This is a genomic window from Proteus faecis (genome assembly GCF_003144395.1).
In the GTDB taxonomy this organism is placed as follows: domain Bacteria; phylum Pseudomonadota; class Gammaproteobacteria; order Enterobacterales; family Enterobacteriaceae; genus Proteus; species Proteus faecis.
Window position 1 is genome coordinate 18,683 of record NZ_PENZ01000019.1, and the last position, 18,289, is coordinate 36,971.

Consider the following 18,289-nt stretch of genomic DNA (forward strand, 5'->3'; position numbering starts at 1 on the left):
TATGACACCAGAATCCGTCTTAGCACTAGGTACTGAAGCGATGAAAATTGCTTTGTCACTAGCAGGCCCGCTTTTATTGTCCGCTCTGGTGACGGGGCTTGTGATCAGTATGCTTCAAGCTGCAACGCAAATAAACGAAATGACATTATCGTTTATTCCAAAAATTCTTGCTGTATTAGTCGCTATTTTAGTTGCGGGTCCTTGGATGCTAAGTTTACTTGTCGATTATATGCATAACTTATTTACAGGCATTCCAGGGATGATTGGTTAATAGCAATGATAACCCTGACCAGTGAAATGCTTAGCGGCTACATTAGTGATTTTTTCTGGCCATTTGTGCGAATACTCGCCCTTTTTAGCACCGCACCGCTATTTAGTGAAAAACAAACACCTAAAAAATTTCGTATTGCACTCGCCTTTTTAATTACCGCATTAGTCGCACCAGGTTTACCGCAAAGTCATGTGCCTTTATTCTCGCTAATTGCCTTTTGGGTACTATTGCAACAAATTTTGATTGGTACAATTCTAGGGTTATCAATGCAGTTAGCATTCGCTTCTGTTCGTCATGCGGGTGAAGTGATTGGTTTACAGATGGGGCTTTCATTCGCCACCTTTGTCGATCCATCAGGTGGCCCTAACATGCCTATTCTGGCACGTATTTTTAATATGCTAACAATGCTGTTATTTATGGTCTTTGATGGTCATTTATGGTTATTGTCTGTATTAGTTGATACATTCTATGTTGTTCCTATTGGAAATCAGACTTTTAACTCATTAGGTATACTGACTTTAGTTCAAAGTGGTGGCTCAATCTTTATTAACGGTATGATGTTAGCTATGCCATTAATCACCCTACTTTTAGTGCTCAACCTTTCATTAGGTATTCTAAACCGTATGACACCACAACTTTCTGTCTTTGTGGTGGGTTTTCCGCTGACATTAACCATTGGTATGCTCGCGCTATCAATGATTATGCCCGCTCTTCCTGTCTTTACTGAGCGTGTCTTTAGCGATACGTTTAATCGCATTACTTTAATATTACACCAGTTGGTTTCTTGATATAAAACTGATTAAAAATAAAAAATATCTACATTATTGCGCATTAATAAGTTTAAAAAGTATTTAAAACCGATGTGAAAAATTGGAAATAAATTTGTTTTTATCAAAAAAATAATATGTGTGGGACTATTGTTAGCCTATTCCCTGTAAACTTGCGATATAACAACGTTAATTTACAGGAAATATCAAAAAAACACTTATTAATCAAAGGTTGGGATTAGCCAAACAGAACCATGATAACTACCTGCTGCCGTATTTTCCCCTTGAATATGGCTACTCACACTGATAGTTTTTATATCATCAATCGTGACTTTCAACTCTTTTCCTGATTGCCCCGTTGAATCATCTGCCAATTTTAATTCACTGTAGATTTTATTATCCGGATTTTCCTTACTGACCAAAATCAATATCTTGTTTTAGTGATTCTTGTTTAATATTACAAGGTGTATTCACTACAGAACCTGTGAAATTAATTACACCCGTATTAGAACCAGTAACAGGTGTGACAGCATCGTCGGCCATAGAAGCGAATGACACAATAGCAGCAGCAAAAACAGAAGCAATAGCTAATTCAGTTAATTTTATTTACCTTTAGATTAAATATACATACGATGAGTCTTCTCAATAATAAAATTGATAAAAGGCTCTTTTATTAAAAATCAACATTATTATTGACAACACACTCATACTTGAATTGATGAGAATATGTATCCTATATAAAGCTATATATAAAGTTTTCATAGATAATAATAATTCTCTACAAAATAATTTATTAGTCATTTAATTAAAAAGAATAAAAATAAAAACCATACCTATTTTTACATTTTTTTATTTTCATACTCTCGTATAACATGACAATAAAAATCCCCCCAGTCTTTATCTAATTTTTGTAAAATGACATATAATGTTTCAATATTAATACTCGTCTCTGCATTTTCATATCTTGATATTTGTTGCTGACTGACATTCAATAGCATTCCTAATTGTTCACCTGACAATGATTTATTTATACGCGCTTCTTTTATATACTTTCCGATTATTTTACGTAATGGTTCGCAACAATGCCTTCTCATATTAATAACCTATTTTTTTATATATCATTAAATAAAATTTATAAAAAATAAAAATATAATCATTTTAATTTAGAAAACCTAACACTTCTAAATTTTCACTTAAAATACAATCTCATATATTCATAAGTATTTATTACTAACCAAATGAATTTTTTAACAATATAAATTTATAAATATTCACTGTAAATACGCTATTATCGATCAATAACACCATTCTTGATAGTTTTCACCTATCAAATAACCACAAAGTGATCGTTACACGCTATTGATGTAAGGTTTAAAATCTTATTTATCAAATAGATAATTAAAAACAGAAGAGAAAATCATTATTTTTTTATAAATATTAGCTTTACTTAACCCACAATGACCTATTTTTATACAAATCTTAAAAAATAATAATCAATTTTATATTAAATTAATGAATAAAATATATATCAAGACTAAAGTAAAAATAATATCCATTGACTTATCCGAATGAATTCCAATTAATTATCTTTAAAGGAATATCTTTATTAGATATTCTTTTTACTTTTTAAATCAATAATGTAAATTAAAAAAAGAAAATCATATTATGACGAGTGATAAATTGCTTTGTATAGTTTATACACACAACGACTCCTATTAGGATTTATCCTAATTGAAGTTTAATAACGACATTACTTTCAAATTTAGAATATAAAATCAAAAAAACAACTAATATGCGTAAAATAAACTGATGATAAGGCAGCTTTATTCTGCAAGGAGCATCTACACAAGAAGGCTGGATATAAAATTAGATGTAGTGAAATCACATTAGATAACTGGATAAAGCAAGGGAATTAAAAAACAATGATTAGGTATATCTCGTATTTTGTAGTTTATAAACAAAATAATTACTATGTTATCTAGACTTACTGTTGATATTATTTTAATAGGAAAGGCCTTGATGCTAATTTATTAAGAAAGGTAGTTTTACAATATTTTATACTGCCAAAAATATTGGCGTTAACTAACTATAATTAGTACCTTTAAAAAATATAAAACGGCTTTATCTTTATCAAGGTTTTGAAGCTTCATCAGAAAAACACTCTATTTCTAAAATTAGAAATAATCTGTCTGTTCTATCCATACATAATAAAAAAACCCTGATAAATAAATACCAGGGTGATATCAAAATGCTTTAAGACAAAGCTAAATAATTAGCGATACATTTTGAACATAGACATCTCTTTCATGTCGTTAAAGACTTTATAAGAAGCCTGTAATACAGACTCTTCTTGATAATAATCAGAAATGGCTTGTGTCCAATCTAAGTCACGTAACTCACTTAAACGTTTTGCATTTCTTAAAGATGCGTCAGCCCCTAAATCATCTAAATTATCGAGCTCTTGAAGTTGTAAACCTAATTTAGCTTCTACACTTGAAATATTATTTAATGTTGCTCGGTTCACACGGTTTGCTGCATCAATTTTATCTAATGCCGCATCACGGTCAGCTTGTGGTTTACCAATTAAAGGTTCACGTAATGCTTCGATAGCATCATCAAGAGCATTAAAAATATCAGGCTCTGTCCCTTTACCACCTGAAGATTGTAATGTTTCAATCCCCGTGAAGTTGGTGGTCATTTCAATATTACTATCTACTTTTTGGGTAATTTGCTTATCACCACCTTGATAGGTGATTTTACCCGTTGCATCAGCAACAAAAGGTGGCTTATCTGATTGGAAGCCAGCAAAAATATAACGACCCACGCCATCTTTTGTATTACCAATACCCACTAGCTGATCTTTTAAACCTTGTAATTGATCAGCTAAAGATGCACGGTCTTCATCACTTAATGTGGCATCATTACCCGCAGCAACCAATGTTTCTTGAATTTTGGTGGTGATATTCACCATTTGGCTGGATAAACTCATTTGCAAAGACATGCTGTTTTTAGCAAATCCACGTGCTGTCGCATACTGCTGATTGCGCGATTCAGATTGTTTAACCATAACAGCTTGAGAAGCAGCCATGGGATCATCTGAAGGCTTTTCAACGCGACGACCACTTGAAATTTTATTTCCTTCAGTCATCCATTTGCTTTGCGAGCTAGTGATATTATCCACGCGCTGGCTAAAAATTTGATTTGAACTTAAACGCACCGTGTTATTCCTTATTCTGATGAAGGGTTACTTAGAGAACTTGCATAATCGCATCAAACATACTGTTTGCAGTTTGAATTACTTTTGCATTTGCCATGTAATATTCTTGGATACGATACATTTCACCGTACTCTTCATCCAAGTTCACACCAGAAACAGACTGCTGTTGTTTTACAATACTTTTAGTAATAGAAACCTGAGCATCGAAATCAACTTGCGCGGTATTCACTTTATTACCCACCATACTGATCAGTGAGCCATAACCACCTGCAATCGTTGTTTTACCATCAATCACTTTTTGGTCTGGTAACTCAAACAGTTTTTTCATGTTTTCGTTATCACTTGGTGCCGTTGTTCCATCCGCGTTTAGCGAGCCAGCAGCAGCTATCTTGCTTGGATCTGTCACTGCAACTTCCATACCTGCAATTACATTACCGACAGATTGAACGACAATGGAATCACCTTCTTGGGCGCTACCATTGACTGTGATATTCATGCCTTCAAAGGTCAGTTCTTTCTTTGCTGCATCAAAATTAGCGGCAACTTTACGTCCACCCGGCTCAACCGTAACATTCCACTTACCAGCTGCATATTCAACCGTGTAGTCAGCAGCTTTCACTTCTTTGGTGTCGGTATATTTCACATCAAAAGTGGCATCACCTTTATTTTTACCGTTTGGCATAGTGTGAGCGCCACCGATTTTGAAGAACTCCTCACCTTTTTTTCCATCTAAATCAAAACCTTGCTCGTGTTGCTTATTAAATTGATCACCCAACACTAATGCTAATTGATTTAATTGGTTACGGCTTGGATCTAACACTTCTTCACGGCTACGATACGCACCACCAAGTTCGCCACCTTTAATGCGTTTTGCATCTACTTCACGAACTTCATCAATACCATTGCTATAGCCAAGAACAAGGCGTTCACTGTTTTTATTAGATGGAATAGCAGAAACTTCGTAAGAGCGAGTACCAGATACTAATGGCAAACCATTAGCAAATGTGACGTTAACAAAACCACCATCTTGTTGAGTCACTTGAACATCAACTAGTGTGTTTAGCTCTTGAATTAAACGATCGCGTTGGTCTAATAAGTCGTTAGGATCAGCACCATTAAACCCCTTAGAACGACTGATTTCGTTATTGAGTTTTGCGATCTGTTTTGTGTATTCATTGATATTTTTAGAGGTGTTTGTCACCTGACTATTAATATCTTTTTCTAAATCGCGCAATGATTGGTCTGCTTTAGCAAACATATTAACCATTGCTTCTGCTTTACCAATAACCGTTGTACGCGCAGGATTATCTTCTGCATTATTGGTAACGTTAGGTAAACTGGTAAAAAATTCGTCAATTGCACTGGAAACGTCATTCCCTTTATCTGCTAACAAATCATTGATTTGTGAGATATTTTGGGTATAGCTATTAAGTGCACTTTGTTTTGACATTGCTCGGTTCATTTGACCGGCAAGAAATTCGTTATACTCACGATGGATACGGCTAACATTAACACCATTACCGATATAACCATTACCGGTCATTGTGCCACTGTTTTCATTAAAAACAGTCATTTGACGGTTGTACCATTTTACATTTTGGTTAGCGATGTTATTACTTACAGTGCTCATCGCAGCTTGTGCCGCATTAAGTCCGCTCATCGCTGTATTAATTAAACTGTTGGACATTTGTCTATCCTTTTACGTTTAGTCATCACCCGTATGCACGGAGCATAGCTGGCAAGTTGGAATGAATGCTCTGGTCTTTATTATCGGTTCTTCCCCTCTAAACTTGAGGGGAAAATGATTAAAATAGATCGCTTAAATCGTGAGTATAAGTTTTAGCAACTTGCTCACCACTTCCTTTTAATTGACCAATAATTGAAACCAGTTTTTTTGCATAACCTGGGTCAGTGGCATAACCTGCTTCTTGAATACGATAAGCCGCTTGTTCAGGCGTTTGAGCTTGAGGTACTTTGGCGTAACGAGGACTTTCTGTGATCAGTCTGAGGTAATCTTGAATAGCTTCGACATAGGAGCCATAAACTCGGAAATTATCCCGCATTTTAATTGATTTACCGTCAATGACTTCGGTTGTCATGATATTTGTGACAGGCCCTTTCCAGCTACTTCCCGCTTTAATACCAAACAGGTTATAACTTGGTTTACCATCACCAGTTAGAATTTCACGTTTTCCCCAACCTGATTCAAGCGCAGCTTGAGCAACAACTAAAAGATGGTGTACACCAGTACCTTCTGTCGCTTTTTTCGCAGGCCCTAACAGTTTTGATGCAAAAGAAGCACTGCTTTCAGATAAGCCCTTAAGCTTACCAATCGTACTTTCAACTGCATTTTGATAAGGCTGCATTGCACGGTAAATTTGTCCCAAAGCTTGCGTTGGCATAGATTGAAAAATATCACTACCATCTAATGGCATTGGTGTTTTTCCAGCCATTTCACTTGGTTCCATCGTGACTTTGGCAGAAAGTTGTTTTTCTATCATGTCAGCAAAGCCCAAGCCTTTTTGTGATAAGTCTTGAGCAATTTGTTGATCATAAAGAGAGGTGTACATCTTGGTACTTTCTGAGTTGAACATGCTTTCTTGAGGAATAGCATCACGCATGCTTTTTAACATCATTTGAACAAAAACACCTTCAAGTTGTTGCGCCACTTGGCGCAACCCTTGCTGATCAGCATTTTGTCCAACCTGATATTTAAGTTTATTCAATGCATTGCTGTCATATGCCGGAGTAGAAACGTTCGGCATTGAAGAAAGCAGAGATAAATCTTTCATCAGATAATCTCCAATCTCGCACGTAAGCAACCCGCACTTTCCATTGCTTGCAAAATTGACATTAAGTCTGTTGGTGTTGCACCAAGTGCATTTAATGTACGGATCACTTCGTTTAAACTTGCACTAGCATTCACCTGCTGTAATGAGCCACCTTGTTCACTCATATTCACGCTAGTATTACGCGTTACAACAGTGCTCCCCCCCGCAAATGGGGTATTAGGTTGGCTAACATTGACTTGGCTATCAACGGTAACGGAGAGATTTCCTTGAGCAATAGCACAGCTTCCTAATGTCACATCACGATTCATAACAACAGAACCGGTTCTTGCATTAATGATCACTTTCGCATCAGCAACAACACGTTTAATTTCAAGATTCTGAACTTCAGCCAAGAAACGTACTTGTTCGCTTTTACCAATAGGAACACGCAATTGAACTGTACGTGCATCTAAAGGAATAGCCGTTCCCACACCGCGTAATTTATTGACGGTATCAGAGATATGTTGTGCCAGAGTGAAGTTTTCTTCATTTAGTTGTAAATTTAGCAGACCTGTTTGGCCAAATTGCGAAGGCAGTTCACGTTCAATAATAGCTCCGCTACTAATGCGCCCACCCGCTAGCTGATTAACTTTAACGCTATTACCACCCGCAGATGCGCCGGCTCCTCCGACAACAATATTGCCTTGTGCTAAAGCATAAATCTGATTATCAACACCTTTTAATGGTGTCATCAGCAACGTACCACCACGTAAGCTTTTTGCATTACCTAAGGATGAAACAACGACGTCGATTGATTGCCCGGTACGACCAAAAGGCGGTAATTTTGCAGTGACCATTACCGCAGCAACGTTTTTCAATTGCATATTGGTGCCGGGTGGTACTGTGATCCCCAATTGTGAGAGCATGTTATTCAGACTTTGCGTGGTAAACGGGGTTTGCATTGTTTGGTCACCCGTTCCATCTAATCCCACGACCAAACCATAACCAATCAGCGCATTTTCTCTTACCCCTTCAACAGAGGTGAGATCTCTGATCCGTTCGGCATGAGCGGAAAAACCGACACATGTCATCACGATAAAGAAAAGGCTCATCGCTATTTTTTTCATCTGGACCCTACTCATTAAAAAGGTGATACATTTAAGAAGAAGCGTTGTAGCCATCCCATAGATTGAGCTTCATTGATATAACCGTCTCCGATATATTCAATACGAGCATCAGCAACTTGGGTTGAATTTACGGTATTGGAACCACTAATTGTTCTTGGATTCACAACACCTGAAAAACGGATAAATTCAGTACCTTGATTGATAGCAATTTGCTTTTCACCAATAACGTGCAGGTTGCCATTGGCAAGAAGCTGATCGACGGTAACAGTAATGGTGCCTTTAAAGGTATTGTTCGCATTTGCGCCACCTTTACCGCCAAAGTCACTGTTTCCTTCCATTCCCATATCAGCGCGACTATTACCAAACAACCCTTCTAAGAATCTTGGGGTGATCGAAGCAAGGAACCCAGCTTTACCATTACGACTTGCATTAGCAGATGAGTTTTTGCTTGCACTGACATTCTCTTGCAACGTGATAGTCAGCGTGTCACCTATATTTCGAGGGCGTCTATCTTCAAATAAAGGCTGATAACCAAAATAAACAGGCTGAGTTGCCTGAAAAATAGAGCCATTTGGTGCAGGTGCTGTTGGTGCCGTTGGAACCGCCGTTGTGTTACCTTCTACCAACGGTTTTTTCGGTATATGTGCGCATCCCGCTAGTGTCAGTACCAACAGGGCGGTACCTAAACGTTGATGACGACGCCATCTGACACTAAGCTTTCTTGCCCCAGAATTGTCAGTAATGACCTTTGTATCCATCTTCGATACTCTTTTAGTAATATGCCTGACAGGAAATCCTGTCAGGCTAATGAACAAACGAAATTAGAGTTGCGTTAGTTTCTGTAACATCTGATCAGATGTTGAAATTGCTTTACTGTTAATTTCATAAGCACGTTGAGTCTGGATCATATTGACCAGCTCTTCAGCTACGTTAACGTTAGAGGTTTCAACATATCCCTGATACAACAAACCTGCGCCGTTGATACCTGGGGCATTTTCAGTAGGTGCGCCAGAACTTGCGGTTTCTAAATATAAGTTTTCACCAACACTTTCTAATCCGCTGTCATTAATAAAGGTTGTTAGTGTCAATTGCCCCACTTGTTGTGGTGCAGGTGAACCTTCAATTTCAACACTAACAGTACCATCACGACCAATCATGACCTTCTTCGCCGTTTCAGGCAAAATAATGGCTGGAACGACTTGGAAACCACTGGTTGTCACTAATTGCCCATTCTGATCCATTTGAAAAGAACCATCACGGGTATAAGCGTCTGTGCCATCAGGTAACTGAACATGGAAGAAACCCTGTCCTTTAATCGCTACATCACGCGTACCATTAGTTTGAGCCAAGTTACCTTGGCTATGTAAACGTTCAGTTGCAACAGGACGAACCCCCGTACCAATTTGTAAACCTGACGGCGCATTCGTCTGTTCTGATGTCATAGCACCCGGTTGACGAATAGTTTGATACAGTAAATCTTCGAAAACCGCACGTTGGCGTTTAAAACCATTGGTGCTGACGTTTGCGAGGTTGTTGGAAATCACATCCATGTTTGTCTGTTGTGCATCCAACCCAGTTTTAGCAATCCATAAAGAACGGATCATGGTTTTCCCCTTACACTATTTAACTCAGTGATAGCAATTGGTTAGCTCGTTGTGCATTATCGTCAGCACTATGAATAACCTTCATTTGCATTTCGAAACGTCTAGCGTTTGCTATCATATCGACCATGGCTTCTGCTGGATTAACATTACTGCCTTCTAACACACCAGCTAACACCTTCACGCTATCATCTGCTGGTAATTCCTCACCCGCACGTGCAACGCCTTTCGGTGATAAATGGAATAAACCATCATCGCCACGAATTAAATCGTTTTGCTCTGGTTTTACCATTTTCAAGCGACCAATTTGCCCCAACATTTTGGGTGGATCAGTCGGTACATGCGCGGTCACAATACCGTTATTGGCAATACTGACATTTGCTTGAGGAGGTACTTCAATCGCACCGTTATCCCCCATTAACAAACGTCCTTGTACCATCAACATGCCGTCAGCGTTACGTTGAATATTCCCGTTTCGGGTATAGGCTTCGGTACCATCATCAAGCTGAACAGCCAAATAGCCGTTATCGCTTAACGCAACGTCCATTGATCTGCCGGTATAGTTCATCGTTCCTTGACTCTGATCGCTACCTGGCGTTGAGGCGACCGTTAATGTACGAGTCGGTAAGGTATCGCCATTGACAGGTACGGCTCGCATTGCACTAAGCTGCGCTTTGAATCCCGGCGTTGATGCGTTTGCTAAGTTGTTCGCCACGACAGCTTGATTTTCCATCGAGTGTCTGGCGCCGCCCATCGCGGTATAAATCACATGATCCATAACAGATTATTTCCGGTTTTATTAGCGCAAGCTAACCAGAGTCTGCAGGATCTGATCCTGAGTCTTAATGGTTTGTGCGTTTGATTGATAGTTACGTTGAGCAACGATCATGTTGACTAACTCTTGGCTCATATCCACGTTAGACGCTTCTAATGCGTTATTGGTTAATTTGCCGAAAACACCAGAGCCTGCAACCCCCACGATTGGTGAACCTGAAGCGTTAGTTTCAGACCACATATTGTCGCCTTGTGAGCTTAAACCGCCAGCGTTTGCAAAGTTAGCTAATGCGATTTGACCAACCACTTGGCTTTGTTGGTTTGAGTAAGTCGCCATGATTGAACCATCTTGCTCAATACGGAAATTGGTGAATTCACCCGCTTGATAACCATTTTGTGCTAATTTAGAGACACTTGATTCTGATACTTTCTGTTGAGTACTACCGGTAAAATCAAGTTCAATTTTGCTCGCAGCAGAACCATTCAAAGAGGCAATATCCATATCGGTTTTTGTATAACTTTCCAGCACACCCGCGTTGGTATATTTTAAAGTGCCTAAATCTTGGTGAGGCGTTGGCGCACCACCTACTGCCTTGGTTGACGTATCTTGTCCATAAACTTTCCATTCATTGTCATTTGTCTTTACAAAGAATAAGTTCAGATTATGTTCATTACCTAAGCTATCGTAAGTGGTAACGTTAGTACTAAAGTTATAAGTATCACTATCTTTAGGATCGAACGTTGTTTTAGCAGGTTTTTCTTCACCTGAGTTCAGGTTAACCGCCATATCAATTTTATTGGTTGCACTGGCATTCATCATATCGGTAGGGATCACGATAGGTGTTGGTGTTGCCCCTTTTTGAACCACGTTTTTACCATCAACTACCTGCACGGGATAACCTGTGATACGCATACCTTGCATATTGGTCAGGAAACCATCTTTATTTTTTCCAAACTCACCATTACGTGAATAAAACACACCACCGTTTTGATCTTCAATACGGAAAAAACCACCGCCAGAAATTGCCACGTCAGTTGGGCGGTTAGTGGTTGTAATACTACCGTCTTTAAAGTTTTGGCTAATACCCGCAACTTTAACACCTAGACCAGCACCAGAGCCGGCGAAAACGTCAGCAAAAGAGACTGTTGCGCCTTTAAAACCGTAGGTTGCGGAGTTAGAAATATTGTTACCGATAGTATCTAAGTTAGCGGCTGCTGCGTTTAAACCACTTACTGCTTGTGAAAAGGACATGCGCCCTCCAAGTTGAATATGTGTTAGTTAAAGAACCTGACGAATTTCATCCAATGAAACGGTATTACCTAAGCCAACATCAAGGCGGGCACCACCATCCACCATGGACACACTATTCACCAGCGCATAATTCAGTGTCTTAACAGGGACCTGAGCATCATTAAGCGTGGCGTTAACGGTAAATTTATAGCTTCCTGTTGGAACAGGATTATCATCTTCATCAGTGCAATCCCAAGAGAAGTTATAAACATCCGGTAGCATCTTTTTGTCCATCTGGATTGTACGAACGGTAACACCACTCGCATTGGTGATGTTTATCGTAAGAGAATCGGTTGGACTGAGTAATTCAAAACCAAAAGGTGTTGAAAAAAGGTGTTCATCGCTAGGCGTAGTTGGGTCAGTACCTTCTGATTTATACGCTCCCATTTGCTGGCGCGTTTTTTCATTTTGAGTATCAGGTGTTGGAATTGTGTCATCCCCGTTACCAGGTTTTTCAGTCTCACCTTTACCGTCGGTTGGCTGAAAGACAACAATTTTATTCCCAGAGACCATGACACCATGGCCAACTAGAGAAGAAGCTCGCAATGCCTGACTTTGATCAATCTGACCAACAATGTTATTCACTGTTTTATTCAGTGTTTCAATGCCTTCAACGGTTGAAATTTGAGCTAACTGGGAGGTTAACTCATTATTTTGCATTGGATTTGTTGGGTCTTGGTTTTTCATCTGAGTGATGAGTAGTGTTAGGAAATTCCCTTTGATATCCTCGCTACCACTTTTTTTCGTATGGTATGAAGAAGGTGCATCCCCGATAATGGTATTATCATAAGGTTCATTCATTGAGGCGGAAATACCCACAATTTATTCTCCCTATTGACCTATCATCAGTGTTTTTTGCATCAGCGATTTTGCCGTGTTCATCACTTCGACGTTAGCTTGGTAGCTTCTTGAGGCAGAAATGGTGTTAATCATTTCACCCACGACATCAACATTCGGCATACGTACATACCCTTTTTCATCGGCAAAAGGATGTCCCGGCTGATATTCCATACGAAATGGAGCAGGATCATCCACCACTTCAGTGACACGAACACCACCAACCTCTTGGCCAGCAGGTGCATTGACCTGAAAAACAACCTGTTTTGCACGATAAGGTTCACCATCTGGGCCCGCAACACTGTCGGCATTTGCCATATTGCTGGCGCTTACGTTTAAACGTTGAGATTGCGCTGAAAGTGCTGAACCTGAAATATCAAAAATACTAAATAAAGACATGCTCTTTACCCTACTGTTGCAATACAGCCATCATGCTTTTAACTTGCGAGTTAATAAATGTCACATCAGCCTGATACTTAAGGCTATTGTCAGCAAAATTACTACGTTCCATATCCATATCCACGGTATTACCATCCATCGCCGTTTGATGAGGTACGCGATAGAGTAAGTCCGCTTCTAAGCGATAACCGGGTTTGATCGGGATATGGCGCTCTGATGTCATCGCCAATTGCATGCCATGACTACCAGTACGTCCGTTTTCAATGGCTTTCTTCAATTCAGAAGCAAAATCAATATCACGAGCCTGAAAGCCTGGGGTATCTGCGTTAGCGATGTTCGCAGCGAGAATTTCTTGGCGTTTATTGCGTATTGAGAGCGCTTCTTGTTGAAAATGAAACGTATTTTCTAATTTATCGAGCATCTTCTATCCTTGGTGGCTAAGCCACTTACCTCAGCTGATAAAACAATTTCAGTTGACAGAATAAACGCTCAAAAAAAAGATGATTGGAGGAATAGGCGTAAATTGGATTGCTATTTATGCGTTTAAGGCATGCAAAGTCGATGTACACTGTTGTTGCTAAATAATGACAAACGCACAATTAGCATCAACTCTGTAAGGTGATACAAATTATGTTAGTTAGAACTCTTATCGGTCTATTTTCTTTTTTCTTTATGGTGAATGTGAGTATCGCGAAATCACTCCCTGAAGAACTACAAGATTTCTTTGTCGCACTTCATCAACAAAGCGACAAAGTGACTGTGAGCGTTTTAACGCCAGAACAGAAATGGCCTATCTGCCAAACACAAGAGATCCAACGCCATGCGGGCTCTCGTAATTGGGGACGACTTTCAATCCCAATTCAGTGTGATAATCAGCGTCGCTTTATTCAAGTTGATGTGAGTGTAACGGGCAAATATTTAGTCGCCAAAAAAGACATCAATCGTGATGATGCGATTGAAACTGCATCAGTCAGCATGATAACAGGTGAATTAGAAAAGCAACCTTATGACGTATTACGTGATCCTACGTTAATTAAAAATGCCATTGCTATGCGCCAAATTTCTGCAGGAAAACCGATTACATCGACCATGATCCGTCGCCCTTGGGCTATTTTGGCAGGTCAAACCGTTACTGTTTTTGCACAAGGCGATCATTTTCAAATTCGTTATGAAGGCAAAGCAATCAACAATGCTGTTGCCAATGAGACTATTCGAGTCAGAGTAAAATCGGGCCAAATAGTCACCGGCGAAGCACTTGAAAACGGCTCAGTACGCATTCCTCTTTAATAGATGAAAAAACTGATAAGCAGAATAAGCCTATATTGGATTGTTTGTTAGACGTTTCAGTTATAGCAAGCCAAGGTAAACTCTCTTGCACTACATTTTTTACTCTAAATAATTTAAGTTTGTAGCCAACAACGCTACAGCTAAAAGTATGGCGAGTATAACAAGTAAATTAAAGTTTTTGATTTCACAGCCGATATAAAGAACCAAGATGATAGGCGAAAACACATAGGTTGTTTTACAATGGCTTCATCTGACTATTAATTGATGCCTAACAAAGGATTTTCCTATGAGTATTGAACGCGCAAATCCACTGCTTCCGATTAACGCAATTGCACAACGTAACCCAAGTGAAATCACGCAAGGCTCTCGTAAATCGGGAACAACTGAACAAAAAACTGCAACAGGCGACACATCTGTAAAACTGAGTGAAGCGCAGAAAAAACTTGTTCAACCTGGAAATAAAGACATTAACGTTGAGAAAGTTGCTCACTTAAAAGAAGCGATTGCCAACGGAACATTAACCATGGACAGCGGTAAAATTGCGGATGCTCTTTTCCGTGAAGCTGCTGAAAGCATAACTCAATAATATTTTAATGATTATGATGGAAGAACTCCGCCAGACTTTAGATCTTCAATTATCACAGCTTAATACCATTGCGAGTATTTTACGTGCTGAACAACAGTTATTATGCGCAGGTAATATTGATATCAATGCCCTACACGAAGTAACTGAACAGAAGAATTTTGTCTTGTCGGCTCTAGGTCATACAGACCAACAGCGCCATACGCTAAGCCAACAAGCCGGTGTAGAAAAACCTTATGCAGGGTTGCCGTTCTTATCTGATTTATGGACACAGATAATAGACATCACGGCGGAGTTAAGATATCTAAATCAACATAACGGATTACTACTTGATCAACACATCTCTCGTAATAGTGATGCAATCCGTTTTTTGCAGAAGAACCACAGCCCAACCCTTTATGGTTCTGATGGGCAAGCACAACGTTCAATATTAGCTGGGCGAAAAATCCAAGTATAAAATTTAAAGAAAATAACAGTCCTTGCATTATATCGACATAATACAAGGACTATTTTATGCAGCCTATTATTTTTACTTATATATAGTAACTATAAAATAAGCATTAAATTAATGTTACACGTTAAATCGATAGTAATAATAAACATGATATTTTTATCATTAATTTTTAATTAGAGTCTATTAAAGATTTTTATGGTTGATATTTTTATCTATAATAGTTGATGTACCTAATTGAAATTTCGGTTGTCCCTTTAATCCTGCTAAACCTTTTCCTGTTAACTCTATTTTATCTTTTTCATAAAAACTCCCGTACATCCCTTCTAACACAACACTACCTTCCCCATGGATTTTACCACGAATACTTATACCCGTATTGGAGGTAACATCAAAATAGCTTTTATTCAACGTAATGTTATTCATATTTATATAATTAACACGTGATATTAAATAGCTATTGTCGATAATATAATCGTTAAGTAACATCATATCTTGCGCATTAATAAATAAAGCACTATCTTTAACATAAAAAGATGATGTCTTACCACTATAATAAGTCTCTGAAATATCTAACCTTGATTTTTTTACATCATCATAAGATTTTTTATATAAATTTATATCTCTATTTAAATCTATAATTGAACCATCTTCGTTAAACCATCCATTGACACTTGCATTTAAAGATAAAGTATCAATATGACCATGATGGCTAACCTTAGCATTATTCCCTCTTATTATTAAATACCGACTGTTTAACGTTGCCCAATCGGTTATTAACAAATCCCCTTTGCGATTATAATCATTTGAATAGTTAAGGTTAAATTTATCTAAACCAATATCAAAACGGATGTATTTAGAATTAAAATCACCTTCACCCAACGCTACATTATTAGATATAATATTTATATATGCAGGTGAAATGTCTTTATAATGACGATTAATATGAGTAAACTCATTTCTAGGTAATTTATTAACAAAAGCAAAATTAACAGGTTTATCTGTTATAATAAATTCCTTAGAAAATTTCCCTACACTGCTACCTGAAATTAACTTAATATTATCGATTCCTGAGAAAGAGCAATCATAACAAGAAATTCCATTAGGGTTGGCTATAATTACTGTCGCCTTTTTTCCTTGTAACTCAAGATCACCACGCAACGCTGAATCTTCGTGAGAAATAACCTCATTAATAATTAATTCTGCTTTATCATTATCTAATGATAACCCATTATTATTAACATTAAAACGGTCGTAATAGATATGGGCTACATTATCTTGATTAGTGTTTATGATTTTAACTTGTGTTTTACCCATATCATCATTAATTGATACTTGTGCATCAGATAATGAATTAGTATTTAAAACAACATCTTGAGTAGCATAACAAGATACTGAAACAAATACAGATAATAATGAAAGAGTAAATAGAGGGATTTTTTTCATAGCCATTTCCTTTGGTTTTAAAGTAATTATTATAATTAATATATAATCCGATTAATTTTAAAAACCATCCACATAAAAATATTCACATAAAATATTTTATAATAAAACATATGCAAACAATTAATACTTAATAAGGATATTATCGCTATTTGTCGGATTAAACCTAATATTCGTACTATTTTGAATAAAAATTTTATCAAGGGAATCAATAAAGAAAATTTCCCCATTGAGCATTACTCTTTTTTCAGCATCAATAACCATTAACGAGTTAATATTAAATGATTTGCTTTCGAAAGAATGAATATAATTACGTACATTAGCAGAAAATTTACTCTTCTCTAAACGTAGGGAACCCTCATTAAAAAAGTTACCTTTAGATAAATTAAAATGAACATTAGTCTTATAAATAGTTAATCTAGAATTTTTTTCATTATTGAATGTCTTAGCATTAAATATGGTATTTCTTTCTGAAAAATCAGTGTTACTATATTTCTCATAAACATTTTTCAAAATGGAATCAATACGCCAATTTAATATATTTATTTCACCTGAATTAATTATTTTTCCCTTTGTATCTACAACTATCTCTCCCACATTAAAAATACCATTATTTATAAAAACATTATTTCCAGCAGAATAAATAAATTTCTTTGCATTAATAATCGAGCCAAAATCTAATAACAATTTTCCTTTATGATATTTTGAGGAGAATTTATTATACATATGGTAAATCTGCTTACCATTAATAATATTTAGTTTATTAGAAAACAACGTTAAATTTTCATTAAATTTAACATCCTTAGAAATAATATTTATTTTATCAAAAATAAATTTATTCTTCTCAGCTTCCTCACCTGTACTAAACTCAATACTTCCTTTATTAGAAACTCGATACTTACCTATATTTAAGTTATCACTCCTGCCATTGATTAAAGTGACTGTTTCAATACCATTAAATGAACATCCTTGACAATGTATTCCATTAGGATTTGCAATAACGATACTTACAGGGTTGCCATTAATAGATAGGTCACCTTTAAGCATTGTTTTATTTTTAGATGTCACTTCATTTATAATGGTTGTTACATATTGCTCTTTAGCGTTATTAAACACTACACCTTTTTCATCAACATTAAAGTCATTATAATAATTATGCGAAATCCCCCGAATATCATTTGTCTCAATATTAATTACAGCTTTTCCACTTTCATAATTAATAGAAAGTTTTTTTGCTTTATCATCATCTTTAACGATTAACATATCCGAAAAAGCTTGAGAGGAAAAAAATAGTGATGTTATAAATAAACCATGATAACAAAAACAAAGTATTTTTTTTAATTTCATTACTAAACTTAATTATATTATTTATTAGCAGAGATAATAAGAAGTATTTCATAAAATACTTCTTGTTAAATTTATTATTTCTAGAAAACAAATATCAGCACATTAAAGAAATATATAATTCAC

The 18,289-nt window shown here is 37.0% G+C and carries 21 protein-coding genes; 5 read left to right on the forward strand and 16 right to left on the reverse strand.

The features are described from left to right. Window position 1: 1 nt before the first annotated feature. Window positions 2-271, forward strand: coding sequence for a flagellar biosynthesis protein FliQ (gene fliQ / locus DK858_RS05135; protein WP_006533156.1), 270 nt, complete (start codon window positions 2-4; stop codon window positions 269-271). Between the two features lie 5 nt (window positions 272-276). Continuing rightward, a complete protein-coding gene (gene fliR / locus DK858_RS05140; protein WP_109396467.1) occupies window positions 277-1,059 on the forward strand; it encodes a flagellar biosynthetic protein FliR in 783 nt (260 codons plus the stop codon). Window positions 1,060-1,259: 200 nt separating this feature from the next. Here fliR and DK858_RS05145 read toward each other — a convergent pair whose 3' ends face one another. The 14 genes from DK858_RS05145 to flgB all read right to left on the reverse strand — a co-directional run bounded on the left by DK858_RS05145 (window position 1,260) and on the right by flgB (window position 13,476). After that, window positions 1,260-1,460, reverse strand: coding sequence for a hypothetical protein (locus DK858_RS05145; RefSeq protein WP_109396468.1), 201 nt, complete (start codon window positions 1,458-1,460; stop codon window positions 1,260-1,262). After that, window positions 1,450-1,596 (reverse strand): hypothetical protein, encoded by a 147-nt coding sequence (locus DK858_RS05150; RefSeq protein WP_228407181.1) that lies wholly within the window; start codon window positions 1,594-1,596, stop codon window positions 1,450-1,452. The genes DK858_RS05145 and DK858_RS05150 overlap by 11 nt, the downstream gene beginning before the upstream one ends. A gap of 281 nt (window positions 1,597-1,877) precedes the next feature. After that, complete coding sequence (locus tag DK858_RS05155) at window positions 1,878-2,132, reverse strand: helix-turn-helix domain-containing protein (protein ID WP_109396469.1); 255 nt, start codon at window positions 2,130-2,132, stop codon at window positions 1,878-1,880. A 1,178-nt stretch (window positions 2,133-3,310) separates the two neighbouring features. Beyond that, window positions 3,311-4,255: a flagellar hook-associated protein FlgL gene (gene flgL / locus DK858_RS05160; protein WP_109396470.1), complete on the reverse strand. Its 945-nt coding sequence runs from the start codon at window positions 4,253-4,255 to the stop codon at window positions 3,311-3,313. 31 nt (window positions 4,256-4,286) lie between these two features. Beyond that, a complete protein-coding gene (flgK, locus tag DK858_RS05165; protein ID WP_109396471.1) occupies window positions 4,287-5,942 on the reverse strand; it encodes a flagellar hook-associated protein FlgK in 1,656 nt (551 codons plus the stop codon). Window positions 5,943-6,060: 118 nt separating this feature from the next. Next, the gene (gene flgJ / locus DK858_RS05170) at window positions 6,061-7,047 is read right to left on the reverse strand and encodes a flagellar assembly peptidoglycan hydrolase FlgJ (RefSeq protein WP_109396472.1); all 987 of its coding nucleotides are present in this window, start codon (window positions 7,045-7,047) and stop codon (window positions 6,061-6,063) included. Further along, complete coding sequence (locus DK858_RS05175) at window positions 7,047-8,153, reverse strand: flagellar basal body P-ring protein FlgI (RefSeq protein WP_099075765.1); 1,107 nt, start codon at window positions 8,151-8,153, stop codon at window positions 7,047-7,049. Before DK858_RS05175 ends, flgJ begins: the two co-directional genes overlap by 1 nt. A gap of 14 nt (window positions 8,154-8,167) precedes the next feature. Further along, the gene (locus tag DK858_RS05180; protein ID WP_109396473.1) at window positions 8,168-8,911 is read right to left on the reverse strand and encodes a flagellar basal body L-ring protein FlgH; all 744 of its coding nucleotides are present in this window, start codon (window positions 8,909-8,911) and stop codon (window positions 8,168-8,170) included. A 63-nt stretch (window positions 8,912-8,974) separates the two neighbouring features. Continuing rightward, window positions 8,975-9,757, reverse strand: a complete 783-nt coding sequence (gene flgG / locus DK858_RS05185; RefSeq protein ID WP_036935743.1) for a flagellar basal-body rod protein FlgG — start codon at window positions 9,755-9,757, stop codon at window positions 8,975-8,977. A 19-nt stretch (window positions 9,758-9,776) separates the two neighbouring features. Continuing rightward, the gene (locus DK858_RS05190) at window positions 9,777-10,532 is read right to left on the reverse strand and encodes a flagellar basal body rod protein FlgF (RefSeq protein WP_109396474.1); all 756 of its coding nucleotides are present in this window, start codon (window positions 10,530-10,532) and stop codon (window positions 9,777-9,779) included. 21 nt (window positions 10,533-10,553) lie between these two features. After that, complete coding sequence (flgE, locus tag DK858_RS05195) at window positions 10,554-11,780, reverse strand: flagellar hook protein FlgE (RefSeq protein WP_109396475.1); 1,227 nt, start codon at window positions 11,778-11,780, stop codon at window positions 10,554-10,556. A 27-nt stretch (window positions 11,781-11,807) separates the two neighbouring features. Next, window positions 11,808-12,638, reverse strand: coding sequence for a flagellar hook assembly protein FlgD (locus DK858_RS05200; protein WP_109396476.1), 831 nt, complete (start codon window positions 12,636-12,638; stop codon window positions 11,808-11,810). A 12-nt stretch (window positions 12,639-12,650) separates the two neighbouring features. Next, on the reverse strand, window positions 12,651-13,055 hold the full coding sequence (gene flgC, locus DK858_RS05205) for a flagellar basal body rod protein FlgC (RefSeq protein ID WP_006533173.1): 405 nt from the start codon (window positions 13,053-13,055) through the stop codon (window positions 12,651-12,653). 10 nt (window positions 13,056-13,065) lie between these two features. Next, a complete protein-coding gene (gene flgB, locus DK858_RS05210; RefSeq protein WP_109396477.1) occupies window positions 13,066-13,476 on the reverse strand; it encodes a flagellar basal body rod protein FlgB in 411 nt (136 codons plus the stop codon). A 209-nt stretch (window positions 13,477-13,685) separates the two neighbouring features. Here flgB and flgA point away from each other — a divergent pair, with 209 nt between their 5' ends. The 3 genes from flgA (at window position 13,686) to DK858_RS05225 (ending at window position 15,382) form a co-directional block, all read left to right on the forward strand. Then, complete coding sequence (gene flgA, locus DK858_RS05215) at window positions 13,686-14,342, forward strand: flagellar basal body P-ring formation chaperone FlgA (RefSeq protein ID WP_109396478.1); 657 nt, start codon at window positions 13,686-13,688, stop codon at window positions 14,340-14,342. 286 nt (window positions 14,343-14,628) lie between these two features. Next, window positions 14,629-14,928, forward strand: a complete 300-nt coding sequence (gene flgM / locus DK858_RS05220) for a flagellar biosynthesis anti-sigma factor FlgM (RefSeq protein WP_109396479.1) — start codon at window positions 14,629-14,631, stop codon at window positions 14,926-14,928. A gap of 13 nt (window positions 14,929-14,941) precedes the next feature. Next, window positions 14,942-15,382: a flagella synthesis protein FlgN gene (locus tag DK858_RS05225; RefSeq protein ID WP_109396495.1), complete on the forward strand. Its 441-nt coding sequence runs from the start codon at window positions 14,942-14,944 to the stop codon at window positions 15,380-15,382. A gap of 180 nt (window positions 15,383-15,562) precedes the next feature. On the opposite strand, the gene DK858_RS05230 is transcribed toward DK858_RS05225, so the two are convergent. Together DK858_RS05230 and DK858_RS05235 are read right to left on the reverse strand one after the other, a co-directional pair. Further along, window positions 15,563-16,822: a filamentous hemagglutinin N-terminal domain-containing protein gene (locus tag DK858_RS05230; RefSeq protein ID WP_109396480.1), complete on the reverse strand. Its 1,260-nt coding sequence runs from the start codon at window positions 16,820-16,822 to the stop codon at window positions 15,563-15,565. 120 nt (window positions 16,823-16,942) lie between these two features. Next, window positions 16,943-18,166: a two-partner secretion domain-containing protein gene (locus DK858_RS05235; RefSeq protein WP_109396481.1), complete on the reverse strand. Its 1,224-nt coding sequence runs from the start codon at window positions 18,164-18,166 to the stop codon at window positions 16,943-16,945. Window positions 18,167-18,289: the final 123 nt, after the last annotated feature.

What these genes read in the sequence shown, in the direction of transcription:
- DK858_RS05235 (WP_109396481.1), bottom strand. Translation starts at nt 18,166, where the DNA reads ATGAAATTAAAAAAAATACTTTGTTTTTGTTATCATGGTTTATTTATA.
- flgE (WP_109396475.1), bottom strand. Translation starts at nt 11,780, where the DNA reads ATGTCCTTTTCACAAGCAGTAAGTGGTTTAAACGCAGCAGCCGCTAAC.
- flgM (WP_109396479.1), top strand. Translation starts at nt 14,629, where the DNA reads ATGAGTATTGAACGCGCAAATCCACTGCTTCCGATTAACGCAATTGCA.
- fliR (WP_109396467.1), top strand. Translation starts at nt 277, where the DNA reads ATGATAACCCTGACCAGTGAAATGCTTAGCGGCTACATTAGTGATTTT.
- flgA (WP_109396478.1), top strand. Translation starts at nt 13,686, where the DNA reads ATGTTAGTTAGAACTCTTATCGGTCTATTTTCTTTTTTCTTTATGGTG.
- DK858_RS05225 (WP_109396495.1), top strand. Translation starts at nt 14,942, where the DNA reads ATGATGGAAGAACTCCGCCAGACTTTAGATCTTCAATTATCACAGCTT.
- flgK (WP_109396471.1), bottom strand. Translation starts at nt 5,942, where the DNA reads ATGTCCAACAGTTTAATTAATACAGCGATGAGCGGACTTAATGCGGCA.
- DK858_RS05190 (WP_109396474.1), bottom strand. Translation starts at nt 10,532, where the DNA reads ATGGATCATGTGATTTATACCGCGATGGGCGGCGCCAGACACTCGATG.
- DK858_RS05155 (WP_109396469.1), bottom strand. Translation starts at nt 2,132, where the DNA reads ATGAGAAGGCATTGTTGCGAACCATTACGTAAAATAATCGGAAAGTAT.
- fliQ (WP_006533156.1), top strand. Translation starts at nt 2, where the DNA reads ATGACACCAGAATCCGTCTTAGCACTAGGTACTGAAGCGATGAAAATT.
- DK858_RS05175 (WP_099075765.1), bottom strand. Translation starts at nt 8,153, where the DNA reads ATGAAAAAAATAGCGATGAGCCTTTTCTTTATCGTGATGACATGTGTC.
- flgC (WP_006533173.1), bottom strand. Translation starts at nt 13,055, where the DNA reads ATGTCTTTATTTAGTATTTTTGATATTTCAGGTTCAGCACTTTCAGCG.
- flgJ (WP_109396472.1), bottom strand. Translation starts at nt 7,047, where the DNA reads ATGAAAGATTTATCTCTGCTTTCTTCAATGCCGAACGTTTCTACTCCG.
- flgB (WP_109396477.1), bottom strand. Translation starts at nt 13,476, where the DNA reads ATGCTCGATAAATTAGAAAATACGTTTCATTTTCAACAAGAAGCGCTC.
- flgG (WP_036935743.1), bottom strand. Translation starts at nt 9,757, where the DNA reads ATGATCCGTTCTTTATGGATTGCTAAAACTGGGTTGGATGCACAACAG.
- DK858_RS05230 (WP_109396480.1), bottom strand. Translation starts at nt 16,822, where the DNA reads ATGAAAAAAATCCCTCTATTTACTCTTTCATTATTATCTGTATTTGTT.
- DK858_RS05180 (WP_109396473.1), bottom strand. Translation starts at nt 8,911, where the DNA reads ATGGATACAAAGGTCATTACTGACAATTCTGGGGCAAGAAAGCTTAGT.